General features: G+C 54.8%; 26 protein-coding genes. 15 read left to right on the top strand and 11 right to left on the bottom strand.

Annotation, left to right across the window (positions count from 1 at the left end):
- The first annotated feature begins 46 nt into the window (after positions 1-46).
- Both ACNT1W_RS08925 and ACNT1W_RS08920 read left to right on the top strand, forming a co-directional pair.
- Entirely contained in the window at positions 47-1,201 is a 1,155-nt protein-coding gene (locus tag ACNT1W_RS08925; RefSeq protein WP_017892028.1) for a pyridoxal phosphate-dependent aminotransferase, read from the top strand.
- Positions 1,202-1,243: 42 nt separating this feature from the next.
- Positions 1,244-2,023, top strand: coding sequence for an ABC transporter substrate-binding protein (locus tag ACNT1W_RS08920; protein WP_419246658.1), 780 nt, complete (start codon positions 1,244-1,246; stop codon positions 2,021-2,023).
- 168 nt (positions 2,024-2,191) lie between these two features.
- Here ACNT1W_RS08920 and ddlA read toward each other — a convergent pair whose 3' ends face one another.
- Positions 2,192-3,295 carry a D-alanine--D-alanine ligase gene (gene ddlA, locus ACNT1W_RS08915; RefSeq protein ID WP_419246657.1) on the bottom strand — a complete coding sequence of 368 codons (1,104 nt, stop codon included), beginning with the start codon at positions 3,293-3,295 and terminating at the stop codon, positions 2,192-2,194.
- 169 nt (positions 3,296-3,464) lie between these two features.
- On the opposite strand from ddlA, the gene ACNT1W_RS08910 reads away from it, so the two are divergent.
- The 3 genes from ACNT1W_RS08910 to dld all read left to right on the top strand — a co-directional run bounded on the left by ACNT1W_RS08910 (position 3,465) and on the right by dld (position 6,343).
- A complete protein-coding gene (locus tag ACNT1W_RS08910) occupies positions 3,465-3,668 on the top strand; it encodes a ParD-like family protein (protein ID WP_006324220.1) in 204 nt (67 codons plus the stop codon).
- Positions 3,665-4,459, top strand: coding sequence for a type I methionyl aminopeptidase (map, locus tag ACNT1W_RS08905; RefSeq protein ID WP_419246656.1), 795 nt, complete (start codon positions 3,665-3,667; stop codon positions 4,457-4,459). The genes ACNT1W_RS08910 and map overlap by 4 nt, the downstream gene beginning before the upstream one ends.
- Before the next feature lie 183 nt (positions 4,460-4,642).
- Positions 4,643-6,343 (top strand): D-lactate dehydrogenase, encoded by a 1,701-nt coding sequence (gene dld / locus ACNT1W_RS08900; RefSeq protein ID WP_419246655.1) that lies wholly within the window; start codon positions 4,643-4,645, stop codon positions 6,341-6,343.
- A gap of 69 nt (positions 6,344-6,412) precedes the next feature.
- Here dld and ACNT1W_RS08895 read toward each other — a convergent pair whose 3' ends face one another.
- Positions 6,413-7,003 carry a Yip1 family protein gene (locus tag ACNT1W_RS08895; protein WP_012005797.1) on the bottom strand — a complete coding sequence of 197 codons (591 nt, stop codon included), beginning with the start codon at positions 7,001-7,003 and terminating at the stop codon, positions 6,413-6,415.
- A gap of 204 nt (positions 7,004-7,207) precedes the next feature.
- On the opposite strand from ACNT1W_RS08895, the gene ACNT1W_RS08890 reads away from it, so the two are divergent.
- The 6 genes from ACNT1W_RS08890 (at position 7,208) to ACNT1W_RS08865 (ending at position 11,959) form a co-directional block, all read left to right on the top strand.
- A complete protein-coding gene (locus tag ACNT1W_RS08890; protein WP_115183004.1) occupies positions 7,208-7,678 on the top strand; it encodes an acyltransferase in 471 nt (156 codons plus the stop codon).
- A complete protein-coding gene (locus ACNT1W_RS08885) occupies positions 7,675-8,217 on the top strand; it encodes a GNAT family N-acetyltransferase (protein ID WP_419246654.1) in 543 nt (180 codons plus the stop codon). The genes ACNT1W_RS08890 and ACNT1W_RS08885 overlap by 4 nt, the downstream gene beginning before the upstream one ends.
- Before the next feature lie 104 nt (positions 8,218-8,321).
- Positions 8,322-9,158: a DUF1460 domain-containing protein gene (locus ACNT1W_RS08880; RefSeq protein WP_419246653.1), complete on the top strand. Its 837-nt coding sequence runs from the start codon at positions 8,322-8,324 to the stop codon at positions 9,156-9,158.
- Between the two features lie 134 nt (positions 9,159-9,292).
- Complete coding sequence (locus ACNT1W_RS08875; protein ID WP_012005793.1) at positions 9,293-10,105, top strand: MetQ/NlpA family lipoprotein; 813 nt, start codon at positions 9,293-9,295, stop codon at positions 10,103-10,105.
- 155 nt (positions 10,106-10,260) lie between these two features.
- The gene (locus tag ACNT1W_RS08870; RefSeq protein WP_218215697.1) at positions 10,261-10,713 is read left to right on the top strand and encodes a type II toxin-antitoxin system PemK/MazF family toxin; all 453 of its coding nucleotides are present in this window, start codon (positions 10,261-10,263) and stop codon (positions 10,711-10,713) included.
- A 220-nt stretch (positions 10,714-10,933) separates the two neighbouring features.
- Positions 10,934-11,959: a MerR family transcriptional regulator gene (locus ACNT1W_RS08865; RefSeq protein WP_261408311.1), complete on the top strand. Its 1,026-nt coding sequence runs from the start codon at positions 10,934-10,936 to the stop codon at positions 11,957-11,959.
- A 6-nt stretch (positions 11,960-11,965) separates the two neighbouring features.
- Here ACNT1W_RS08865 and ACNT1W_RS08860 read toward each other — a convergent pair whose 3' ends face one another.
- Entirely contained in the window at positions 11,966-12,844 is an 879-nt protein-coding gene (locus ACNT1W_RS08860) for a LysR family transcriptional regulator (RefSeq protein ID WP_261136588.1), read from the bottom strand.
- A gap of 101 nt (positions 12,845-12,945) precedes the next feature.
- Between ACNT1W_RS08860 and ACNT1W_RS08855 the strand changes: the two genes are divergently transcribed.
- Both ACNT1W_RS08855 and ACNT1W_RS08850 read left to right on the top strand, forming a co-directional pair.
- Entirely contained in the window at positions 12,946-13,872 is a 927-nt protein-coding gene (locus ACNT1W_RS08855) for a DMT family transporter (RefSeq protein WP_419246652.1), read from the top strand.
- 101 nt (positions 13,873-13,973) lie between these two features.
- Positions 13,974-14,519 (top strand): GNAT family N-acetyltransferase, encoded by a 546-nt coding sequence (locus tag ACNT1W_RS08850; protein WP_112364280.1) that lies wholly within the window; start codon positions 13,974-13,976, stop codon positions 14,517-14,519.
- A gap of 32 nt (positions 14,520-14,551) precedes the next feature.
- Here ACNT1W_RS08850 and ACNT1W_RS08845 read toward each other — a convergent pair whose 3' ends face one another.
- The 5 genes from ACNT1W_RS08845 to ACNT1W_RS08825 all read right to left on the bottom strand — a co-directional run bounded on the left by ACNT1W_RS08845 (position 14,552) and on the right by ACNT1W_RS08825 (position 18,969).
- Positions 14,552-15,472, bottom strand: a complete 921-nt coding sequence (locus ACNT1W_RS08845; protein WP_115183007.1) for a DUF808 domain-containing protein — start codon at positions 15,470-15,472, stop codon at positions 14,552-14,554.
- Between the two features lie 189 nt (positions 15,473-15,661).
- Entirely contained in the window at positions 15,662-16,345 is a 684-nt protein-coding gene (locus ACNT1W_RS08840; RefSeq protein WP_419246651.1) for an outer membrane protein, read from the bottom strand.
- A 35-nt stretch (positions 16,346-16,380) separates the two neighbouring features.
- The gene (locus ACNT1W_RS08835; RefSeq protein WP_419246650.1) at positions 16,381-16,878 is read right to left on the bottom strand and encodes a GlcG/HbpS family heme-binding protein; all 498 of its coding nucleotides are present in this window, start codon (positions 16,876-16,878) and stop codon (positions 16,381-16,383) included.
- A gap of 151 nt (positions 16,879-17,029) precedes the next feature.
- Positions 17,030-17,650, bottom strand: a complete 621-nt coding sequence (locus tag ACNT1W_RS08830) for a response regulator transcription factor (protein WP_419246649.1) — start codon at positions 17,648-17,650, stop codon at positions 17,030-17,032.
- Positions 17,647-18,969 carry a sensor histidine kinase gene (locus ACNT1W_RS08825; protein ID WP_419246648.1) on the bottom strand — a complete coding sequence of 441 codons (1,323 nt, stop codon included), beginning with the start codon at positions 18,967-18,969 and terminating at the stop codon, positions 17,647-17,649. Before ACNT1W_RS08825 ends, ACNT1W_RS08830 begins: the two co-directional genes overlap by 4 nt.
- Before the next feature lie 251 nt (positions 18,970-19,220).
- Between ACNT1W_RS08825 and ACNT1W_RS08820 the strand changes: the two genes are divergently transcribed.
- Both ACNT1W_RS08820 and ACNT1W_RS08815 read left to right on the top strand, forming a co-directional pair.
- A complete protein-coding gene (locus ACNT1W_RS08820; RefSeq protein WP_017892022.1) occupies positions 19,221-19,445 on the top strand; it encodes a hypothetical protein in 225 nt (74 codons plus the stop codon).
- A gap of 71 nt (positions 19,446-19,516) precedes the next feature.
- Positions 19,517-20,044 (top strand): sugar kinase, encoded by a 528-nt coding sequence (locus ACNT1W_RS08815; protein ID WP_261280215.1) that lies wholly within the window; start codon positions 19,517-19,519, stop codon positions 20,042-20,044.
- 75 nt (positions 20,045-20,119) lie between these two features.
- On the opposite strand, the gene ACNT1W_RS08810 is transcribed toward ACNT1W_RS08815, so the two are convergent.
- From ACNT1W_RS08810 to ACNT1W_RS08800, 3 genes are all read right to left on the bottom strand, one after another.
- The gene (locus ACNT1W_RS08810) at positions 20,120-20,530 is read right to left on the bottom strand and encodes a VOC family protein (protein WP_012005787.1); all 411 of its coding nucleotides are present in this window, start codon (positions 20,528-20,530) and stop codon (positions 20,120-20,122) included.
- Between the two features lie 161 nt (positions 20,531-20,691).
- The gene (gene pbpG, locus ACNT1W_RS08805; RefSeq protein WP_218215680.1) at positions 20,692-21,621 is read right to left on the bottom strand and encodes a D-alanyl-D-alanine endopeptidase; all 930 of its coding nucleotides are present in this window, start codon (positions 21,619-21,621) and stop codon (positions 20,692-20,694) included.
- A gap of 161 nt (positions 21,622-21,782) precedes the next feature.
- Entirely contained in the window at positions 21,783-22,886 is a 1,104-nt protein-coding gene (locus ACNT1W_RS08800) for an adenosylhomocysteinase (RefSeq protein ID WP_261130587.1), read from the bottom strand.
- Between the last annotated feature and the right edge of the window lie 34 nt (positions 22,887-22,920).

The raw sequence follows: 22,920 nt of genomic DNA, 5'->3' as shown, positions 1-22,920 counted from the left end.
TGATGCTTAATCAAGCGATATCTCCCCCATTTCCCTGGAGCCACTCATGCAGAGCGCCTGCTCACACCGCTCGAAGTTGCCGGACGTCGGCACCACTATTTTCACCGTTATCGGCCAGCTTAGCGCCGAACATCAGGCGTTGAACCTGTCGCAGGGCGCACCGAACTTCGCCTGTGAACCGCAGTTGGTTGAAGCGGTGGCGCAAGCCATGCGCAACGGTCATAACCAGTACGCACCGATGAGCGGCGTGGCGGCATTACGCACCGCGCTGGCGGATAAAGTTGAACGTTTATATGGCGCACGCTATGACGCCGACGAAGAAATCACGGTGATTGCCAGTGCCAGTGAAGGATTGTATTCCGCCATCAGCGCGCTGGTGCATCCGGGCGATGAGGTGATTTATTTCGAACCGGCGTTCGACAGCTATGCGCCGATTGTACGTCTGCAAGGCGCTACGCCGGTCGCCATCAAACTGTCGCTGCAGGATCTGCATATTGACTGGGACGAAGTCGCCGCCGCCATCAACAGCAAAACGCGGATGATCATCGTTAACAGTCCGCACAACCCGACCGGCAGCGTGTTTGGCGAGCATGACATCGAACGGCTGACCGCCCTGACGCGCAACACCGATATCGTCATCCTGTCCGACGAGGTTTATGAACACGTGGTGTTCGACGGCGATATCCACCACAGCATGGCGCGCCACCCACAGTTGGCAGAACGCAGCGTGATTGTGTCGTCGTTTGGCAAAACCTATCACGTGACCGGCTGGCGTGTCGGCTACTGCATGGCGCCGGCAGCGTTGATGGACGAGATCCGCAAGGTGCATCAGTTTATGGTGTTCTCCGCCGATACGCCGATGCAGTACGCCTTCGCCGAGGCGCTGGGCAATCCGCAAAGTTATCTGGGTCTGGCAGACTTCTATCAACAAAAGCGTGATTTACTGGCGAGCGCGCTGCAGGATTCGCGCTTTGAATTACTGCCCAGCCGTGGCAGTTTCTTTATGCTGGCCCGCTTTAGCGGTTTCAGTAACGAAAGCGACAACGATTTTGCGGTGCGCCTGATCCGCGAAGCCAAAGTTGCGACGATCCCGCTGTCGGCGTTTTACAGCGACGGCACCAACACCGGCATCATCCGACTGAGTTTTGCAAAAGACAATGAGACCCTGCTGGAAGGCGCACGCCGTCTGTGTCAGGTATAAGAAATTTATTTTTGCTTTGACCATGGGAAAAGGGCTCCAACTATGAAATCACTGAAAACGTTGATCGCCGCAGGCTGCCTGCTGGCCGCCGGTTCCACGCTGGCGGCGGAAAACACCCTGCGCTTCGGGCTGGAAGCGCTGTACCCACCGTTCGAATCCAAATCGGCCAGCGGCAAGCTGGAAGGTTTTGATATCGATCTGGGCAACGCGGTGTGTGCCGCCGCCCAGTTAAAATGCAGTTGGGTCGAGACCTCATTCGACAGCCTGATCCCGGCGCTGAAGGCGCGCAAGTTCGACGCCATCAATTCGGCGATGAACGTCACCGACCAGCGTCGTCAGGCAATAGACTTTACCGATTCAATCTATCAGGTACCAAATCGCCTGATCGCCAAGGGCGACAGCGGCCTGCTGCCAAACGCCACCTCGCTGGCGGGCAAGCATGTCGGCGTGCTGCAAGGCTCGATTCAGGAAACCTACGCCAAGGCCCACTGGGCGCCGCAGGGTGTGGACGTGGTGTCCTATCAGGATCAGAACCAGGCTTATCTTGACCTAACCGCCGGGCGGCTCGACGCAACGCTGGTCATGGCACCGTCAGGCCAAAGCGGTTTCCTGGCGCACCCGGACGGTAAGGGTTTCGCCTTTGTCGGTGATGCGGTCAGCGACGACAAAATCCTCGGTGAGGGCATTGCCTTCGGCCTGCGTAAGGGTGATGACGCGCTGAAGAAAAAACTGAATGAGGCGATCGTCAAAGTGAAGCAGCAAGGCACCGTGAGCGAGCTGGCGAAGAAGTATTTTGGCGATATTGACGTGACGGTGAAGTAAGAAACCAGCTTCAATCGCCATTGACTATAAAACAGACTGAGCAGTTTGTAATCAAACAAAACACCGGGTACACTGAAAAAAGGATGACAAGTATGTGCGACACAGCTCTCTTTTAGAGCCGATAATAGAAGAACCAGGCCACCAACCTGGTTCTTTTTTTATGCCCGCTTACCGGTCAAACACCGAGCTGTTCAAAGCGCGATCCTGCTGATGGCGTTCCATCGCCAGCTCAATCAGGCGAGTGATCAATTGGCTGTAGCTGACACCGCTGGCGGCCCACAGTTTGGGATACATGCTGATATTGGTAAAGCCTGGCAGCGTGTTGATTTCGTTGATCACCACGTTGTTGTCCGGCGTCAGAAATACATCGACGCGCGCCAGCCCGAAACACTCCAGCGCCCGAAAGGCTTTTAGCGCCACGTCGCGGATTTTATCGCTCACCTCCGGTTCTATCGCCGCCGGCACTATCACCTGAGCACCCTGCTCATTGATGTATTTGGTGTCGTAAGAGTAGAAGGCGTCACTCAGCACGATTTCGCCGCACAGGCTGGCCTGAGGTTCGTCGTTGCCCAATACCGCGCATTCTATTTCACGACCGACAATCGCCGACTCCACCAGCACCTTATGATCGAAGCTGAACGCCAGCGCCACCGCAGCCTCAAAACCGGCGCGATCCTCTACCTTGCTGACCCCCACCGAAGAGCCCTGGTTGGCCGGTTTAACAAACAGCGGCAGCCCCAGACGTTCGCTAAGCTGCTCAAAATCGAATTTGGCGCGATTGCTGCGGGTCAGCGTCACAAACGGCGCTATCACCAGCCCGGCATCACGCAGCAGGCGTTTGGTCACGTCTTTATCCATGCTGACCGCCGAACCCAACACGCCGGCACCGACGAACGGCAGATTAGCCATTCGCAACAGCCCCTGCAGCGAACCGTCCTCACCCAATGTGCCGTGTACGATCGGGAATATCACATCCAACTGGCCCAGTGCGCCCTGGCTGCCCGACTCGATCAGCTGCTGTTTCTCCTGACCGGGGATCAGCGCCACATTTTTATTTGAGCGGTTCAGCGCGATCAGCGCCGGGTTTTCCGCATTCAGCAGGTAATTGGACGCATCGTTAATGTGCCATTGCCCCTGCTTGTCGATCCCCAGCAGCGTGACGTCAAACTTCTCTTTGTCGATTGCATCCACAATGTTTTTTGCCGACTGCAGCGAAACTTCATGCTCCGCCGATTTACCGCCAAAGATCACCCCAACACGTAATTTGCTCACGCCCTAAATCCTTCTGAAAAATCAGTGCAAAAAAGTCGTTTATCACAATAAACGCATTGCCGGGCGGCGACAATCATTGTGACCAAGAATATTCCCATGCCACAGAAAGCAAAATTTGCAGCATCCAAACCATATACACTCCGTATATAAATCACTAATGGAACAGACGATGGGCATTGTGAAAATTTCTGACGCGCTGCATGACGATCTGCGCCTCGCCAGCCTGACGATGACGCGTTCGATCAACGCGCAGGCGGAATACTGGATCAAGATTGGCATGTTGGCGGAGTTCCATCCGGAACTGACCTATCCCCAACTGGTAAAAAAAATGATGAAAGATAACGCGCTGACGTTGAAGGAGATTGTCGGGTGAAAGAGATTGTGATCAAAACGCCGGAACAGATTGCCAAAATGCGTCACTCTGGCGCCCTGCTGGCGCAGGTGTTTGCTATGCTCGATCAGGTGATTGTCGAAGGCATCTCCACTATGGAGATCAACGACCGCGCCGAGGCCTTTATTGTCAATGAGCTGAAATCGCGCCCGGCCAGCAAAGGGCAGTACGATTTCCCTTATGTGCTCAATACCTCAATTGACGACGTTATCTGCCACGGCATTCCGTCGGTCAGCAAAACCTTGCGTTCCGGCATGATTGTTAACGTCGATATTACGCTGGAAAACGACGGCTATATCGCCGACTCCAGCAAGATGTACTGCATCGGCCAGACCACGCCGGTGGCCAAACGCCTGGTGAACAACGTGTATGAGTCGTTGTGGCAAGGCATCCGGGCAGTAAAACCGGGGGCGACGCTGGGTGATATCGGCCATGCAATTCAGCAGCACGCCGAACAGGCCGGCTACAGTATTGTGCGTGAGTACTGCGGTCACGGTATCGGCCGGGATATGCACGAAGAGCCGGCGGTGCTGCACTTTGGCCAACCGGGAACCGGTATGGTGTTGCAGGAAGGCATGGTGTTTACCATCGAACCGATGATTAACCAGGGCGACCACCGGATTAAACAGAAGAAAGACGGTTGGACGGTGGTAACGCGCGACAAGAAACTTTCAGCCCAATGGGAACACACCGTGGCAGTCACCGCCGACGGCGTGGAGATCCTGACGCTGCGGGACGAAGAACGCCAGGCCGGTTTTGCAGAGCGTTATTAAGCCACCAGACTAGCAACCTAATAAGTTAGTAATTCAATTCATACCCTATAGCTTTCAAGTTGCAGCTAGGCGGCCAACTCGCTCATCCCCAGGCGCTTACTCGAGTAAGTAACTGGGGTGAGCGAGTGCAGATAACAACGCTGCAGCTTGAAAGATGACGGGTATATTCGAAGGGAGATCGGCATGACACAGTCCAACCAGGCATTTCTCAATCAGCTGAAAAGCATCGTCGGCGGCCCACAGTTGCTGACCGGCGAACGCAGCACCGAACGCTACCGCAAAGGCTTCCGCTCCGGCGTTGGCCAGGCACTGGCGGTGGTGTTTCCGACCAGCCTGTTGCAGCTCTGGCAACTGCTGGAGGCCTGCGTCGCTGCTGACAAAATTGTCATCATGCAGGCGGCCAACACCGGCCTGACCGAAGGTTCAACCCCCAGCGGCAACGACTATGACCGCGATGTCGTCATTATCAGCACCCTGCGCCTCAACCACGTGCAGGTGCTGGATAACGGTAAACAGGTGGTCGGTTTCCCCGGCAGCACCCTCAATCAGCTGGAAAAATTGCTCAAACCTTATGGCCGCGAGCCGCATTCGGTAATCGGCTCCTCCTGTATCGGTGCGTCGGTGATCGGTGGCGTGTGTAATAACTCCGGCGGTTCGCTGGTCAAGCGCGGCCCGGCCTACACCGAGATGGCACTGTACGCCCAGTTGGGGGAAGACGGCCAGCTGCGGCTGGTAAACCATTTGGGGATTAACCTCGGCGATACACCGGAGGAGATCCTCACTCGCCTAGAGAAAGGCGATTACCGGCCGGAGGATGTCGAGCACGGCGAACTGCGTGCTTCCGATAACGAATATGCCAGCCGGGTGCGCGACGTCGATGCCGATACGCCTTCCCGGTTTAATGCCGACAAGCGCCGCCTGTACGAGGCCTCCGGCTGTGCCGGCAAGCTGGCGGTGTTTGCGGTACGGTTGGACACCTTCGAGAAAGAAGGCAAGGAACAGGTATTTTATATCGGTACCAACGATACCGCCGTGTTGACCGAACTGCGCCGCCATATGCTGAGCCAGTTCGACAACCTGCCGGTGGCCGGTGAGTATATGCACCGGGATATTTTTGATATTGCCGAAGTGTACGGCAAAGATACCTTTATGATGATCGACAAGCTCGGCACCGACCAGATGCCAAGCTTCTTCACCCTGAAAGGCCGTATGGATGCCAGCCTTAACAAGCTGCCATTACTGCCGCACAACCTGACCGACCGGCTGATGCAAGGCCTGAGCCATCTGGCCCCCAGCCACCTGCCGAAACGGATGAAAGACTACCGCGAACGCTTTGAACATCACCTGCTACTGAAAATGGCCGGTCCGGGCGTTGAAGAAGCGCAGCAGTACCTGAAACAGTACTTTGCCCAGGCCAACGGCGAGTTTTTCACCTGCACCCCGGACGAGGGCAAGAAAGCCTTCCTGCACCGCTTTGCCGCCGCCGGTGCCGCCGTGCGTTACCATGCGGTGCATGCCGACAAGGTGGAAGATATTCTGGCGCTGGATATCGCGTTGCGCCGTAACGACACCGACTGGTTCGAAACCCTGCCAGCGGAAATCGACAGCCAACTGGTGCACAAGCTGTATTACGGCCACTTTATGTGCCACGTATTCCATCAGGATTATGTGGTGAAAAAAGGCGTCGACAGCCACGCATTGAAAGAGAAAATGCTGGCGATCCTCGACCAGCGCGGCGCGGAGTACCCGGCGGAACATAACGTCGGCCACCTGTACCCGGCCAAGCCCGATCTGCAGGCGTTCTACCGCAGCGCCGACCCGACCAACAGCTTTAATCCGGGCCTGGGCAAAACCAGCAAGCGGAAAAACTGGTCCGACAATTAACTTCGTCAGGCCTAAAAAGCAAAAGCCCCCCACGCCAGAGCGGCGTGAGGGGCAATATCAAAACAGAGTTTAGAATAACCAGGAACCATACCCCCACAGCAATACCGTTACCCCCAGCAGCAGCTCAAGCAGCAAGATGCCGATGGCAAAGGTAGAGCTGGAGAAGATAAACCCTTCTTTACTGTCGATATTCAGGAAGTGCGGGATACCCAGATTCAGCAGATAGCCCGAATAGCACAGGCCAATCACGCCGACAAACAGGCACAGCCACACCACGGGATACAGCGCCACGATACCGCTAAGGAACATTGGGGTAGCAATATAGCCGGCAAACACCATGCAGCGATGCAGACTCGGACGCACTTCATAACGCCGTGCCATCCAGTGGATCACTTTCCCCATGATCGCCACCCCCGCCAACATCAGCAGGTAGAAAGCCACCGCGGTATAAGATGCGGTGAACATGTCGAGCCGGATAGCCTGTCCTTCGCCGGAGAGCCAGCCCAGTTGGGTGGTACCGATAAAGGCGCAGACAACCGGTATCAACGCCAGCAGCAGTACATGATGGGTGTAAAGGTGCGAGACGCTTTCATTCTCGCTTTTGATCTGTTCGAACTCGGTGCTTGGATGCGCCAGAAGTCCCCAAACATGACTAACCATGAGACACCTCCTCCATCGCCGTAGGTCGCGCTCGGCGAACGAATTTATCCCTCTGACGGATTGCTACCCGTACGAGGATTGCGGCCACGGGGCTCTCTCCCCTGTACTAATTATAGTCTTTCGCTGAAAAAACGTTCGGAAAGCACAGACGTGGCGACGGTTTGTTTTATAATTCCCCCCTGCGTCACTGCCGTGAGGAATGTCATGTCATCCGCCATTCGTGTTCTTCAGGCCGGTATTGTCGATGTCGACGCCGGCCAAAATGTCACCCTGGTCCAGCCCTGCAATCTGTATGGCTGCCGACTCGGCGATGGGGTGTTCGTCGGGCCCTTTGTCGAGATCCAAAAAAACGTCAGTATTGGCGCCCGCAGCAAAATTCAGTCACACAGTTTTATCTGTGAATATGTCACTATTGGCGCGGACTGCTTTATCGGCCACAACGTCACCTTTGCCAACGATCTGTTTAAAGATGGCGCGCCCAATGCCGATGCCAGCAGTTGGGGCCGCACGCAAATTGGCGATGGTGTTTCCATCGGCTCCGGTGCCACGGTGCTGGCGGTGGAAATCTGCAGCGGTGCGGTGATCGGTGCCGGTTCGGTGGTCACCAAAAATATCACCCGTAAAGGGATCTATGCCGGTAACCCGGCGCGTTTGCTGAGGGAGCTTGCACCATGAGCCAGGCGATCCAAATTGCCCCGGTCAGCCGTTTACCCGACGGCTACCTGACCAGTTGCGACTTTAGCTTTCACATTGCCCACTACGCCCAGCCGGTTTTTGATGCGCCGGTCGCTAGTTGGCCATTGCTGCCGGTTACCCCCTTTCGCAAGAACTACCCGCTGGCCCCGTTCGTCAACGATGAAAGCGACACCTTTCTGGTCCGTCATCGCGGCGAGCCGGTCGGCCATATCACACTAAGCAATAACTGGAACGGCTATGCGCTGATTGAAGAAATCGTGGTCAGCGCCCACGTGCGCCGCCTGGGGGTTGCCAGCGCATTACTGGAAACCGCCCGACACTGGGCGCAACGCCACGAAACCGCCGGGCTGATGCTGGAAACGCAAAACACCAATCTGCCCGCCTGCCACTGTTATCAACACTTTGGTTTTATCCTTGGAGGCATCGACCACCTGCTGTATCGCGCCCAACCGGACATCGCCGATCACGAAATCGCCCTGTTCTGGTACCTGCCGTTCAACAGTGAAATCGGTTATTAAGTGTTAACCGAACGTTGAGGCTATGTTTAAGCATTGCCCCTCCAGGCGATAGTGAGAGCTGTTATCATTTTCGCCATCACGTGCCAAAACCATCGGAGGGGAAAATGTACAAGGTTGTTTCATTGATATTGGCTATTGCGCTCAGCGGCTGTGCAGATAAAATTCCCGTTGGGCAAACGCCTGAACCCATAATTACCCCACCCGCAGATCTCAAGGCCAGCATGGATAACCAGACGTTAAACAAACTCAATCAGCTTCTCGCCCTGCGTGCCGCCGCGCCGACAGAGCAGCAGCAGGATAGCGGCCAGATGATCGATCTGCTGTCCCGGCCCTTCCTCGGTACGCCTTATGTGGCCAACATGCTGATTGGCTCGCAGAATACGCCGGAAAAACTGGTGATCGACTTCCGTGGTTTGGACTGTTTTACCTATATCGATTACGTCGATGCCCTGCGCCAGGCGAGCAGCCAGGCAGATTTTGTCCAGCGGCTGACCCATATCCGTTATGCCAGTGGCGAAATCAGCTTCCTGCAACGCAAGCATTTCTTTAGCGATTGGTCACACCAGACCAAAACCAACGTCACTGATATCACCGCCACACTCAGCCCGCATACCGTAACGCTGGTGAAAAACCTGAACCAAAAGTCAGACGGCAGCAGCTATCTGCCGGGGCTGAAAAACGTTCAGCGCAGTATCACCTACCTGCCCAGCGATTTTATTGACGACAAGGTACTGGCCCAGTTGCGCACCGGCGATTACATCGGCATTTATACCCATTTGGCCGGGCTGGACGTCACCCATACCGGCATCTATATCATGACCGAAAACGGCCCGGTGCTGCGTAACGCCTCTTCACGCAAAGAAAATATGCAGGTGGTGGACTCGCCCTTTATGGATTACGTGCTGGCCACGCCGGGCATCGTGGTATTTCGCGCCAAATAATAAGGGTGCACTAAAACTTCCTGTTATTAGTTAGAAGCCTTTGTGCTGAGCAGGTGTTTGACTTCCCCACGGGTTCAGGCTTAGCTAGCAGCACAAAACCAACTGATTTCATTGTTTTTTTCAGGGAGAAGTCGATGTCCAAAAACTGGCGTTATACCCCACTGCTGGCGGCGTTCGCCGCCGTACTGGCGCTACAAGGCTGCGACCAAAAAACCGATCAGAATCATATCAAGGTCGGGGTCATCAATGGTGCAGAGCAAGACGTGGCGGAGGTGGCTAAACAGGTGGCCAAAGAGAAGTACGGTCTGGAGGTTGAACTGGTCGGTTTCAGCGGTTCGCTGCTGCCCAACGACGCCACCGACAAAGGCGAACTGGACGCCAACGTCTTCCAACACCGGCCGTTCCTCGAACAGCAGAATAAAGATCACGGCTACAAGCTGGTGGCCGTGGGCAATACCTTCGTATTCCCGATGGCCGGCTATTCGAAAAAAATCAAATCACTGAAAGAACTGCAGGACGGTGCGGTGATTGCCATCCCGCTGGATCCCACCAATCTCGGCCGCGCACTGCTGCTGCTGGAGAAAACCGGTCTGATCACGTTGAAACCGGGCAAAGGGCTGCTGCCAACCTCGCTGGATATCAGCGCCAACCCGCATAACTACAAGATTATGGAACTGGAGGGCGCACAGCTGCCGCAGGTGCTCGATGACCCTAAAGTCACCATCGCCGTCATCAGCACCACTTACATCAACCAGACCGGTCTGACGCCAACCAAAGACGGCATCTTTATCGAAGACAAAAATTCGCCGTACACCAACATCATCGTGACGCGTGAAGACAACAAGGATGCGCCGAACGTGCAAAACTTCATCAAGGCCTACGAGTCGGATGAAGTGGCCAAGGCCGCCGAGAAAATCTTTAATGGCGGCGCGGTAAAAGGCTGGTAACTCAGCAGGTTGTTTGCGAGCTCTTGCGTAGGAGCTCGCATTTTTAATCTTCTCCTCCCATAGACTCCTACCAATACCTTTCTCCGGCCTGGCAACAGACTCATTATTACCATTCAGTTCGGTCAGATAGTTTTTGCGTAACAAGGAGAGTTTACATGCCCATCAATTTTGCCCCTAAGGTCGGGGAAATACTCGAATGCAACTATGGGAATTATCCTGCACCTATTATCCCTACGCATCTGCCTCATTTTTATAATGGCCGCATTCCACCAGAAATGGTGAAGAATCGACTTATCGTCGTACTCAATGGCAAAATCAATGGTAACGCCTGTATCGTTGTACCTCTGTCGACCACCAAAGATATAAACAAACTTAATCTGGGTATGCATATTGAGATCGCCGATGCAGTCATTGAAGATATGCGGTTCTTTCACCCACAAACGCGTTGGGCCAAGGGCGATTTGGTGCAACAGGTGAGCCGCCAACGCCTGAGCAGGCCGCGTAAACAACGCGGATTTCTCGTTCAATGTTTACACCGTGACCTGGTTGCCGAGATACAACGAGCGGTAATCAAATCAATTAATGCGCGAACCCTGCTGCCGATATAACACCCAATGTGTTGACAAAACAAACAAATCGGGCAACACTGCTGCCGTAGCCGAAAAAGGCCCTATGCTATACCTTCCCTTTAAGGGATCCGCAAAGCCCAGCCATAGCGCTGGGCTTTTGCCATTCAGAGCTTCCCCCCGAAAATATCCTCTCCTCTATTGACCCTCACGCCACGTCAGGCTTTAGTATTCCTGCACGCACAAGGGAGGAGTACACCATATGTTATTGAAAGTTGGCGAACTGGCCCGCCGTTCCGGCATCACCGTCAGGACGCTGCATTATTACGACAGCATTGGTTTGCTGGTTCCTTCTGCGCGTTCCGATGCCGGCTATCGCTTATATAACCGGGCTGATATTAGCCGCTTGCACCATATTCAGGCGCTGCGCCGAATGGGGATCCCGCTGGCGGAAGTCGGGGCAATTCTGGCACGTTCGGGGATGACGCTAACGACGGTGATTGAGCAGCAAATTGCCATGCTGGAGCAGCAACTGTCCCAGACAGCCGCACTGCGCGATCGTTTGCAACAGATGCATGCACAACTCACCGCCGGAGATGAGCCGGAACTGAACGACTGGCTGACGACATTGGAGTTAATGACCATGTACGACAAATATTTTACCGCAGACGAGCTGGCGCAATTGCCTTTCTATCAGGCCGATCCCATGCGCAATCAGGAATGGGGCGATCTGGTCGCTAGCATGCGCCAGTTGATCGACAGCGGCGTCACGCCGCAAGCATTGGAGGCGCAGACTCTGGCCCGGCGCTGGATGCAGATGCTGGAACGCGATACCGCTGGCAACCCGGCGTTTCTCACCCGGCTTAACGCCATGCATGCCGACGAACCCTCCATGCGTGAACAAACCGGCATCACCCCGGCGATGACCGACTACGTGACCCGGGCCTTTGCCGAAACCAAGTTATCAATTTATCAAAAATACCTGTCGGAGGAGGAATACGCCCATGTGCGCCAACACTATTTTACCCGCTTGCAGGAATGGCCAGCGCTGATCGCCCGGTTCCACCAGGCGCTGAATGACGGCGTACCGCCGGAGTCAGGGCAGGCGAAACAGCTGGCGGCGCAATGGCTTGAGCTGTTCCAGTCCTATGCCGGTACCGATCCTGCAACCCAGATGAAAATTCGCCAGGCGATGGAACGGGAACCCACGCTGACTGAGGGCACCTGGCTGACCCCGCCACTGTTAAGCTATCTGCAGCAGGCGGTGGCGCAGTTGATGCGCGGCTGATCTCGCTCAGCCCAGGTTATCCACCAGCCGGGTGATGCCCGCAACGTCCGCATAACAGTCGAGCAAAAACGCCGTCACAGCGGCAATACCCGGTGCATGACGAATATCGTCATGCACCGTTAGCCAAATCTCACGTTGGAGCGAGCGCGGCCCTGCCAAACGTTCGAGCCCCAGTTCCTGCCCGACGAAATGTGGCAGCAGTGCAATACCCGCCCCCGCCTCCGCGGCCGCTGCCTGGATCATCAGATCATTGCTGCGCATGACCAGCGATCGCCCGCCAGCCTGTTCCAACAACCATTTTTGCTGGACCGACGCCGCCCGCGAGTCGTGATAACCGATAAACCCCCATTCCGCTTCCGACGTTGCCTGCAAATATCCCGCATTGGCATACAGACCAAACTCGACGGTGCCAATCTTTCTGGCGACCAGATCGCTTTCACTGGCTCGACTCAGGCGAATGGCAATGTCCGCTTCCCCACGCAACAGCGAGACGTTAGTCGTATCCGCCAGCAAGATAAGCTGTAAATCGGGATAACGCCGCTGCAGTTGAGCAATACGCGGCGCGATCAGTTTCAGCCCCATCACCGGCGGCACGCTCAGCGTCACTTCACCCGCAATGCCCTGCCGGCCACTGAGCGCCGCACGGCTGACCGCAAAGGCGTTGAGCGTCATGCTGTCACCCTGCGCGGCGATGCGCTGCCCGTCGACGGTCAATAAATAGCTGCGCGGGCGGCGATCCACCAGCTTTAACGACAACGCCATTTCCAGACTGGCAATACGTCGGGCGACGGTTGCGTGATCCACCTTCAAACTACGGGCGGCACCCGATAGCGACTTTTCCTGCGCGAACACCATGAAATAGTGCAGATCTTCCCAATTGAACATGGGCGTTTTCTCACATCTAAAGTGAACATATAGGGAATATTACCGCAAAGAGTTATGGCGCAAACTGTTTTCTGTTTATTCCGACACCACAGGAAATCATAATGAAAACCTCGCTGCCACTGGCCTATCTGGGCGTCATTGTCGCCACCTTTTTCTGGGGCACCAACTTTAATGCCGGTGCCTATATCATCGCCCATCAGCCACCGATCACCGCCTCTATCGAGCGTTTCAGTTTGGCAACGCTGGCGCTGTTCGTGTTCTTCGGCCTGCGCGGGCAGCTGCGCCTCTGTACGCTGAGAAACAACTGGCAGGCCTATCTGGGGTTGGGTGTACTGGGTTTCACGATCTTCAATCTATGCACCTTTTTCGGTCTGCAATCCACCACACCGGTCAACGGCGCACTGATCCTGGCTATTACGCCGCTGTGGACGCTGGTATTTAGCGTATTCTGGGAGCATGAAAAACTGAACGCATCCCGGGTTACCGGCCTGTTAGCCGGTTTTATCGGCGTGGTATTGGTGATCACCCAAGGTCGTATCCAAACGCTGTTGCGGCTGGAAATCAGCCCCGGCGACGGCATTATTTTACTTGGCAGCCTGGCCTGGGTCTTGAATATGGTGGGCACCCGCCGACTGGTGCATAACGCCACCGCCATCGAAAACACCAGCTACTCAATGCTGTTCGGCACCCTGGTCCTGCTGCCATTGGGATTTATCTTCGAGCATCCACTGCAAAACCTGGCCGCAGCCAGCCTCAATGTCCATGCCGCCGTGGTTTATCTGGCACTGTGCGGGTCACTGCTGGCCTACTTGCTGTGGTTTAACGGGTTGGAAAAAATCGGTTCGGTTCGTACCGCGATTTTCTTTAATCTGGCGCCGGTATTCACCATGCTGGTGGCGACGCTTACCGGTACCGCCCCCAACGTTTGGCAGTTGGCCGGGGCGGCCTGGGTGATCCTCGGCGTACTGTTGGCCTCCGGCGTATTAACGCGCCGGACACAACCACGATCGGCTGGCGAGCAGTCATAGGTTTTTCTTATATTCAGCATAAGAAAGCCCAATTTACCTTGTCGGCGGGCGCGGCGCATAATGTGCTTATCTTATGATTTTCAAGGTAAACAGGAACCGTTATGACCCTTTCCGCCCCGTTAATGCTCACCGATGCCACGGCAGACGACATGGCCGCCGTGCAACAGATTTACACCCATCATGTGTTGTACGGCGCCGCGTCGTTTGAAGAAACGCCACCGACGTTGGAAGAAATGCAGCAGCGTCTCAGCAAGGTACAGGAAGCGGGTTTACCCTGGCTGGTCGCCAAGCAAGCCGATCTCGTGGTGGGCTATTGCTATGCCACGCCTTATCGGCCGCGCCCGGCCTACCGGTTTACTGTGGAAAACTCCGTCTATATCGCCGAGGGTCAGCAAGGGAAAGGTATCGGTAAAGCGTTGTTGTCCGCACTGATCGCACGCTGCGAACTTGGCCCTTGGCGTCAAATGCTGGCTACCGTTGGCAATGCCAAAGAGAATCAGGGTTCGCTGGCCCTGCATAAGAAACTGGGGTTTAGCAGCGTAGGCACGCTCAAGGCGGTGGGTTTTAAATTGGGCGAGTGGCGCGACACCCACATAATGCAACGCACCCTGGGCGAAGGTAGTGATGGGCTGCCGCACAATGGATAAACCGGGTGCAGAAGATGCACCCGGTGAAATTATCAGGCTTTTAAACGGCCACGAATGGCACCGAGAGCCGAAACCACCAGCAGCACCACGCCGCCGGCAATCAGGCCAAACACCACGTTGAGCAAAGCAGGAATAACCCCTTGCAGGATCTGGCCGAAGGTCGGCACCACGGTGGCATAGGACGCCCAGTCCTCAAACAGATGATGCACCGGCGGCAGCCCGTGGGTCAGGATACCGCCACCGACCATAAACATGGCGATGGTACCGACCACCGACAGGGTCTTCATCAGATAAGGCGCGGCGCTGACGATGCCGCTGCCGACAGAACGGGCTAACGCGCTGCTTTTACGGCTCAGATACAGCCCCAGATCGTCAAGTTTGACGATGCCGGCCACAATGCCGTAAACCCCCACCGTCATCACCAGCGCAATGCCACACAGCACGATCACCTGCTGGCTGAAGGTCGCTCCCGCCACGGTGCCCAGCGTAATGGCAATAATCTCGGCGGACAGCACAAAGTCAGTCCGTATTGCTCCCTTCACTTTGCGTTGTTCGTAGGCCGCCACGTCTTCATTGGCGTCCAGCGCCTCTGGGTTATCCTCCCCGGCCTGCTTTTTGTGAGTCAGGCTATGAAACACCTTCTCAAAGCCTTCGTAGCACAGGTAGGCACCGCCCACCATCAACAGCGGCGTAATTGCCCAAGGGGCGAATGCACTGATCAGTAACGCCAGCGGCACCAGGATCGCCTTGTTGATAAACGACCCTTTGGCCACGCTCCACACCACCGGCAGCTCGCGATCGGCCTTTACCCCGGAAACCTGTTGCGCATTCAGCGCCAGATCGTCCCCCAGTACCCCGGCGGTTTTTTTCGCCGCCATTTTGGTCATCAGCGAGACATCGTCCAGCAGTGAGGCGATATCGTCGATTAACGTCAGTAAGCTACTTCCGGCCAAAGCGGTTCATCCTTTTCATATTCACGGGTCTGGGTCTGTTTGCAGAGCCCCATTCTACGACATTAACGATTGTCGATTTCTAAATGAATATTTTAGCGGAGAATCGCCGATTGCGGGTAGCAGCAGACGGGTAATAAGAATGGCTGGGTTATCGACCTTATCATTTTGGCCAATTAACCCAGCTCAGGTTTAGAACCGGTAACGCATACCCAGGGTGAATTCGTTAGACACTAGGCGAGCTTTCATTTGCTCATCCTTCAGCCCACGAGCATTGGCGAAATCGTTATAGCCGCTCTCAATTTTCCCCATATCAACGTAGCGATAACCCAGGTCGATGTTAATGCGCTCAATAGGCGCATAGCTAACCCCTGCGCCTATGGCGTAGGTCAGGTTGCTTTGCGTGCTTGAAGCATATTCACGCGCCGGGTTGCCCTGCCAGCCACCCGCCTTGATTTTACTGACGCCAAGCCCGGCAGTGCCATAAAGTGAAATATTATAGCCCAGCGCATAGTCGCGATAGACATTGAACATCAGCCGTTGAACGTCGGTTTGCAAATGGTTAAAACTGCTGGGGAAGGTGCTGGAACCACTGGTGTATTCGGTTTTCTGTTTGAAAGTGTATTCACCCTCAGTCCGCCAGCCGTTGCCGAACTGATAGCCTGCGGCAATCGCCGCACCTCCCAGATGTTCTTTCTCCTTACCGCTGACAAACTGCCCAACTCCCGGGCGGCTGCTGGTGTTCATTTCTTTGGCGCGTTGTTCAATTTGCAGATATTTTGCCGAACCATAATAGCCAGCCTGTGAATCGTCAGCCATAGCGCTACCGGCCGCCAGGATCAGTGGCAACGTAAATAAAACAGGTTTGATGTTCATTGCGATTTCTCGTCGAAAAAATATCGATAAAAGAATTAACCCGCGTTCAGGCTATTTTGGTTATTTTTCAACGCCTCAAGCGCACATTGCTGGTCAAGATCGCCACCCGGCGCGCCACCGACGCCAATAGCGCCAATAACCGCGTCGCCGACTTTCACCGGCACACCACCCGCCAGTAACAAGAACCCAGGAATGTCACTCAGGTTGGCCGCCCCGGCGTTGGCCTGGGCAGTCTTCATCACGTTTTCCGTAGGGTTTTTGGTGCTAAGGGCGGCAAACGCCTTCATGCGGCTAGCTTCCACCGTATGCGGACCGGCGTTATCCATTTTTTTGATGACGAGGGGAATACCGGCGCGATCAACCAAGGTAACGGCGACGTTATAGTTTTTCGCGCTACAGGCCGCAATAGCGCTTTGCGCCAGCTTATCGGCCAATTCGAGGGAGAGATTTTTTTCGGTCAGCACACCGCTGGCCATACCGGCAAATGACGCCATGCCGCTCAGTAAAATGACGCTGGAAATAATACGTTTCATACAGGCTTGCTCCTTACTAGTCCCTTGTGGATATAAGGGATAATAAAAGGTGCAACAGCCGCAAACTATTGGCGTGATTACCTAATGGCTTAGGTAGTTATACCTAGAGCCGGTTTAAAACTGGCCCAACATCGCCCATGGCCAGGCGCATTTACCTTTTTTTCAATAACGCCAACTCACCATATTCATTCATCAGTTTGGGCAGCGAATTGACATCCAGTTTGGCAAAAATATTGGCACGGTGCGCCTCGACCGTACGCGGAGAAAGTGAAAAAACGCGGGCTATTTCTTTGCTCGCACTCCCCTGCATAATCTGCTCAAAAATATCATTCTCGCGCGCGGTCAAGGTAGCGAGACGGCCCTGCATCAGCCGTATTTTCTGTTGTCGCTCCTGCAATTTCTCCTGCAGTTCCAATGCACTTCCGACCGCTTCAAACAATAAATCGGCGTCGATGGGTTTGGTCAGAAATTCGAAGGCACCGTTTTTGAAGGCCCGGCGGCATAAATCAATGTTTGCATGCCCGGTCATGATGATCACCGGGATAACCAGCCCCTGCTGCTGCCACTCATCGAGCAGCGTCAGCCCGGTTTTACCCGGCATTCGGATATCCAGCAGCATGCAGCCGGTTAAGCCATGCAATTCACCGACGCTTTGTTGAAAAGCCAGCGCACTGTTATAGGTTTTGATCTGCCAACCGACGGTACCCAGCAGGGCGCTGAGCGAAGAGAGAATGGCCGGTTCGTCATCAATAAGATAAATAGTTTGGTTCATCCTTGCTCCTGAGATTGTATCGGCAGCCAGAGCCTGAAACAGGCCCCCCGCCCAACGATATTCGATACCTCAATGGTGCCGTTAAGGCGCTGGATCAGCGTGTCCGTCAGGGCCATACCCAGTCCAATACCGTTGGCGCGCGTAGTGAAAAACGGCATGAAGACATGCTGCAAGGCTTGTTCGGTCAACCCCGGGCCACCGTCGGTGAAGGTCAGTGAAATACCCTCATTGGTGGCGGAGGCTTCCAGGTTTATCCAGGCCGTACCGGTCGCGTTGTTATCCTGCGCCTGAATCGCGTTACTGGCGATGTTATGCAGGATCTGTTCTATCCATAACGGCGGGGCAAACAGCGAAGGCAAACTGTCCGGAATACGGTTGCTGACCTTGACCTTTTTTCCTCTGATTTCATGGTCCAGCAGCGTCATCACACGGGCCCAGAGCGCTCCTAAAGCGACAGGCTGATACTCGACCCGTTCGCTGGTCAGCCTCCGGCGGAACTGCTGCAATAACGCATCGGTGCGCTTAATCTGTACCACGGCGGCCTCAAGCAGTTGCGGTAACTGCTCGGTGTTTTGTTGCCGTAGCAACAGCAGAGCGGTTTGGTTATAGCTTAAAATCGCGGTGAGGGGTTGGTTTAGCTCATGGACGATACCGGCGGTCAGTTCCCCCAGGGTATTGAGCCTGGTGAGTTCGGCATAATGGGCACGCAAATCGGCAATATCACGCCGGCGGCGGTTGGCGCGATATTGGTTGATCAGATACAACACCAGTCCCCAAAAAATCGCGGGGGAAAGGATGACGGGCCAGGGCAGCCCAGCCCAATTTGGGTTGTCTCCGGCGGCGAGCACAAAAGGCTGCGACGAGCTGGCAATCGCCTTGTCCCATTGCCAATAGTAGGTTGTCTCCGCCATGCCCTGTTCAAATAACGTGCGGTTTTCCCAGCGCAGCACCAGGTGCCGGAACTCGCTTTCCCCGACCAGGCCGCTCATCAATTTGTTCAGGTCGATCAGTAACGATTGCTTACCGGCATTAAGCCAGTAACGCCCGTGCTGCTCAACCACGATAGTCCGCCGCGGCGCAATGCCGGGATGCGAGCGCCAGTGAATAATTTGCGGAAAGACTCTCTGAACCTCTCGGCTATATTGGCTGGCCGGCAATAATGGGATAATGGCATCATGCTGCGACAGTTTCACCGTTACATCGCGATAAAGAATGCGAAAATCAGCGCTTTTTTCCTCGTATTGCTGCTGTAAAAAATAGGCGGCCAAACCACCGTTGGAGAGCAGTGTCAGCAATAACCACCCCATTATCTTGAACATAGCCAATCCGTCCCCCGAACCAATCCTATGAACGCTTAATAACACAAAAGAGTTCGCGCGGGTATCGCCGTCCCCCGAGGATCAACATCATTCCTCGTTGGGCAGAACACGACCGCAGGTCCAAATTCGGACCCCGTTTTTGATGAAACAGCGACCCGTTGCTGCTTCAATATCCATCATTCCCCCGCAGACTTGCCCTGTTGCGGCCAAACCTGCAGGGAAAATTGACTCAGCCCAAAAGAGGATGACTTATGTTCTGTAAAACAACGATCCGAACACTGGCCCTGATCATTGGCTTGTTGAGCGTTATTGCCACCGCGGCAATGGGATTTGGTTCCGCCGTCGAAACCTATGGCTGGGCGTTCAACCAAGGATACAACCCGGTTCACCTTGAACATTGCCCGATGATTGCCGGCACGGCACTGCTGTTGGCGACTTTCGCGTTCACCCTGTTCAATAGCCGAAGAATGCAATGATCGCGTGGCGAAAACAAAAAAGGTGGGCTATAGATAAACCACCCTAATGAACCAGAATTCAAGGATGTATGATGATAAAAAGAATAGTTTTAATCACTGTCTCGACATTGTTATTTTCATGCCATGTTTTTGCTCAGGACAATGTTATTCCCGGAGTTGAAAAACAATTCATTAATGTCGTGAACAGTGCAGCGACCAAAGCGAACACAACGCATAATAATGTGTATCGCGCTAATACAAAATTAGCTCGTGATAATGCAATCTGCCAAACGCTGAACGGCCAACCCATTAAACAGTGGGTCGGTCAGGTGGAAAGCAGCCAAATTAATGGCCATGAAGATGATTTCATACGGATAAAACTCGCCGACCACATAACCGTTCAATCGGCCAAAATACCGACATCATCAGGTAAGCTGGAGAATACGCTACCGCCAAACATTGCAGCCGAAAAACTTAAAATAGGTGACAAAGTGACCTTTTCCGGAAAATTTGCCCCGGGAACCAATGCCTGCATCTGGGAAACCAGCGTCACTTTGGATGGCGGCTTGTTTAACCCTAACTTTGCCTTCAAGTTCGACAATATTTCTGCAATGCCATAAACACCAACAATATGCCTCGGGTTAATATTGATTTAATTTTAAAATTAATAATAAACCCCGAGGCTTTTATCCTGATCAAACCACATCCCCTGCCGGTACATTAAGCTGCCAGGACAAACCGAATCGATCGTTTAGCCAACCGAAGCGTGCGCTGAAGCCATAATCATCAATCGGCATCAGCACCTTGCCGCCTTCTGCCAGACGGGTGAAAACCCGGTCAAGTTCGGCTTCATTGGCCAGATTAACAAACAGGGATATTGCCGGGGTGAAGCTGAAATCATGGCTGATTGGGCTATCGGTAAATACCAGACTCTGCCGATCAAAGTCGATGAACGCCTGCCTGATACGCAGTGGCCCATCATTACTGTCATCATAATGTTGCACCTGCTGAACCTTGAAACCGGCGAACAACTCACTATAAAGATCAATAGCCTGTTGGGCATGGGCATTACCCTGGAACATGACAAAAGTGGAAACCTTGCTCATGGGATGCTGTCCTCACGACGATAGAGTATTCATTAATGATAGCGGATGGATTAGCACCGCGGCTCTACCCAAGGTAATTGGAGATGTTGCTGACGGCAAGGACAAGGCGGCTTTAGGGAGAGACGCGGCCTGCAGAAAAACTCCGCAGGCCGCAGAGCGGGTTATTCGGTTTCGTTCTTCGCCAAACGGGCATCTTTCTGACGGCGGTAATCACGGGCCGCCGCAGGGATCGGCGTCACCTTACCGGTTTCGATCCAGGTGCGCAGGCGGTTGGCATCGGCGAAATGGGTGTACTTGCCAAAGGCGTCCAGCACCACCAGCGAGACCGAACGGCTACCGATCATGGTACGCATCGCCAGGCAGTGTCCCGCTTCGTTGGTAAAGCCGGTCTTGGTCAACTGGATATTCCATTTCTGGTTATATACCAGATGGTTGGTGTTGCGGAACGGCAGCGTGTAGTTCGGATCCTTAAAACTCGCCATGCGTTCGGTAGTGGTGCTGAGCTGGCCAATCAGCGGATATTGCTTGGTGGCAATCAACAGCTTGGTCAGGTCGCGCGCGGTCGAAACGTTATGAATCGACAGCCCGGTCGGCTCCACGTAACGCGTGTTGGTCATCCCCAGCGATTTGGCTTTGGCATTCATCGCTTTGATAAAGGCGCCGTAACCGCCCGGATAATGATGCGCCAGACTGGCGGCCGCACGGTTTTCCGACGACATCAATGCCAATAGCAGCATATCTTTACGGCTGATTTCACTGTTCAGACGAACGCGCGAGTAGATCCCTTTCATCTCCGGCGTCTGATGTATGTCCACCGACAACATTTCATCCAGCGGCAGATGGGCGTCCAACGTGACCATCGCGGTCATCAGCTTGGTGATCGAAGCGATCGGCACCACTTCATCCGGGTTACGCGCATACATCACCTTGTGGGTCTGCATATCCACCACCATGGCACTGCCGGAAGCCAGTTCAGGCTCGGCGGCACGGGTGACCGCGTTATTTTCGCTGGCCAGCGCGCGCGGCGCGATGCCTGCTCCGGCCTGCAAAGCGAGCAGGGTTAGTACCAAAACACGTATTTTCACATGCATTACTCTGTGACGAAGAAGATGAAGGTCTTATTTGGCCGAATTATATGTGAGGGATCTGAAGTTGGCACTGGGATTGTGCAAGCCGATTTGTGACAAATTCTGTCGAACAAAAAATTGCGCAAACCGCGAGCGCTCTGGGATAAGCGCCCGCGAGAGAAAAGTTACAGCGCCGGCTGCCAGGCCGACTGCGGCAACAGATATAAACCGGGCTGCTGCCGGGCACCGTCACCGACAATATGACCAATGCCCGCCGCCATCACTGCCAGCGTCACGTCAAAGGCATTCAGGCTGTCGCCGTAGCCCGCCGTCAGGTTGAACATCGAGCCGTTGGCCAGTAAATACAGGGTTTTATCTTCCAGTTGGTAGGCGTTTACAAACGGCATAGGCTCGCTGTGCGGCAGGTTTTGCAGGAAGCCAACGTCAATTTCCGCCGTCACATGACCCACATTGAGAATGAACACCCCGTCCTTCGCCTGCTGCAGATGCCGCGCCGACAGCACGTTTTTTGCCCCGGTGGCGGTAGCAATCACATCGGCCTGGCTTACTGCGTTGGCAAGACTGACCACTGCCCAGCCGTCATAGCGTGCCTGCAGCGCCCTCGCCGGATCGATTTCTGCCACGATCACCTGCCCGCCGTAGGCTTTCGCCGCCGCCGCGACGCCCTGCCCAACCAGGCCATAACCTATCACCAGCACGCATTTTTCATGCAGCGTCAAATGGGTGGTCTGGAAGAAAGTGTGCCAGGCGGTCAGGCCGACCATATGGCGGTTATGCAGCCCTTCTTTTACCGGCAGATCATCCCAGTTGAAGATCGGATAGCGCGGCGCCATGCCGTTCAACCTACTGATGCCGGAACCGGTGGCCTCCAGCCCGGCGATAATTTGCGGGCCATCGACTGACTGATGCAGACGGGTGGTCAAATCCGCCCCCATTTCGCACAGGTGGGTCGGCCCCCAGGCCAATGCGCGGTCGAACGATGCCGACCAGTCGGCGTCGCTCATGTCACGCCAGGCGTGAGCCTGTGCTCCGCGGCGCTCCAGCCAGGCCACCACGTCATCCTGTACCGTGGTCGGGTTGCAGGTGGTCAGATAAATCGCCGCGCCCTTGTCCAGCAGGCCAGCCACCAGCGGTGCCATTTTCAAATCCAGATGCATATTGCACGCCAGCCGTACGCCGCTTAAATCCGGCAACGCCGCTACCGCTGCCCGGGTGCGTGGCATATGGCGCATCGCCCAGTCCAGTTCGCTCTCAAAATCCTGATACATCTGTTGCTCCTCTACGGCTGCGTCGCGCCGACAG

Source organism: Serratia sp. NFX21 (assembly GCF_048517035.1).
GTDB classification, from domain to species: Bacteria; Pseudomonadota; Gammaproteobacteria; order Enterobacterales; family Enterobacteriaceae; genus Serratia; species Serratia quinivorans.
The sequence above is the reverse complement of the archived record's forward strand: the minus strand, read 5'-3'. Positions and strand labels throughout refer to the sequence as shown.

Excerpts from the sequence above, each read along its gene's own strand:
- ACNT1W_RS08820 (WP_017892022.1), top strand. The coding sequence starts at position 19,221 with ATGTTCTGTAAAACAACGATCCGAACACTGGCCCTGATCATTGGCTTG.
- ACNT1W_RS08825 (WP_419246648.1), bottom strand. The coding sequence starts at position 18,969 with ATGTTCAAGATAATGGGGTGGTTATTGCTGACACTGCTCTCCAACGGT.
- ACNT1W_RS08870 (WP_218215697.1), top strand. The coding sequence starts at position 10,261 with ATGCCCATCAATTTTGCCCCTAAGGTCGGGGAAATACTCGAATGCAAC.
- ACNT1W_RS08850 (WP_112364280.1), top strand. The coding sequence starts at position 13,974 with ATGACCCTTTCCGCCCCGTTAATGCTCACCGATGCCACGGCAGACGAC.
- ACNT1W_RS08925 (WP_017892028.1), top strand. The coding sequence starts at position 47 with ATGCAGAGCGCCTGCTCACACCGCTCGAAGTTGCCGGACGTCGGCACC.
- ACNT1W_RS08830 (WP_419246649.1), bottom strand. The coding sequence starts at position 17,650 with ATGAACCAAACTATTTATCTTATTGATGACGAACCGGCCATTCTCTCT.
- ACNT1W_RS08815 (WP_261280215.1), top strand. The coding sequence starts at position 19,517 with ATGATAAAAAGAATAGTTTTAATCACTGTCTCGACATTGTTATTTTCA.
- ACNT1W_RS08840 (WP_419246651.1), bottom strand. The coding sequence starts at position 16,345 with ATGAACATCAAACCTGTTTTATTTACGTTGCCACTGATCCTGGCGGCC.
- ACNT1W_RS08890 (WP_115183004.1), top strand. The coding sequence starts at position 7,208 with ATGTCATCCGCCATTCGTGTTCTTCAGGCCGGTATTGTCGATGTCGAC.
- ACNT1W_RS08895 (WP_012005797.1), bottom strand. The coding sequence starts at position 7,003 with ATGGTTAGTCATGTTTGGGGACTTCTGGCGCATCCAAGCACCGAGTTC.
- ACNT1W_RS08885 (WP_419246654.1), top strand. The coding sequence starts at position 7,675 with ATGAGCCAGGCGATCCAAATTGCCCCGGTCAGCCGTTTACCCGACGGC.
- ACNT1W_RS08835 (WP_419246650.1), bottom strand. The coding sequence starts at position 16,878 with ATGAAACGTATTATTTCCAGCGTCATTTTACTGAGCGGCATGGCGTCA.
- dld (WP_419246655.1), top strand. The coding sequence starts at position 4,643 with ATGACACAGTCCAACCAGGCATTTCTCAATCAGCTGAAAAGCATCGTC.
- ACNT1W_RS08910 (WP_006324220.1), top strand. The coding sequence starts at position 3,465 with ATGGGCATTGTGAAAATTTCTGACGCGCTGCATGACGATCTGCGCCTC.
- ACNT1W_RS08810 (WP_012005787.1), bottom strand. The coding sequence starts at position 20,530 with ATGAGCAAGGTTTCCACTTTTGTCATGTTCCAGGGTAATGCCCATGCC.
- ACNT1W_RS08920 (WP_419246658.1), top strand. The coding sequence starts at position 1,244 with ATGAAATCACTGAAAACGTTGATCGCCGCAGGCTGCCTGCTGGCCGCC.
- ACNT1W_RS08865 (WP_261408311.1), top strand. The coding sequence starts at position 10,934 with ATGTTATTGAAAGTTGGCGAACTGGCCCGCCGTTCCGGCATCACCGTC.
- ACNT1W_RS08800 (WP_261130587.1), bottom strand. The coding sequence starts at position 22,886 with ATGTATCAGGATTTTGAGAGCGAACTGGACTGGGCGATGCGCCATATG.
- ACNT1W_RS08880 (WP_419246653.1), top strand. The coding sequence starts at position 8,322 with ATGTACAAGGTTGTTTCATTGATATTGGCTATTGCGCTCAGCGGCTGT.
- ACNT1W_RS08875 (WP_012005793.1), top strand. The coding sequence starts at position 9,293 with ATGTCCAAAAACTGGCGTTATACCCCACTGCTGGCGGCGTTCGCCGCC.
- ACNT1W_RS08860 (WP_261136588.1), bottom strand. The coding sequence starts at position 12,844 with ATGTTCAATTGGGAAGATCTGCACTATTTCATGGTGTTCGCGCAGGAA.
- ACNT1W_RS08855 (WP_419246652.1), top strand. The coding sequence starts at position 12,946 with ATGAAAACCTCGCTGCCACTGGCCTATCTGGGCGTCATTGTCGCCACC.
- pbpG (WP_218215680.1), bottom strand. The coding sequence starts at position 21,621 with ATGCATGTGAAAATACGTGTTTTGGTACTAACCCTGCTCGCTTTGCAG.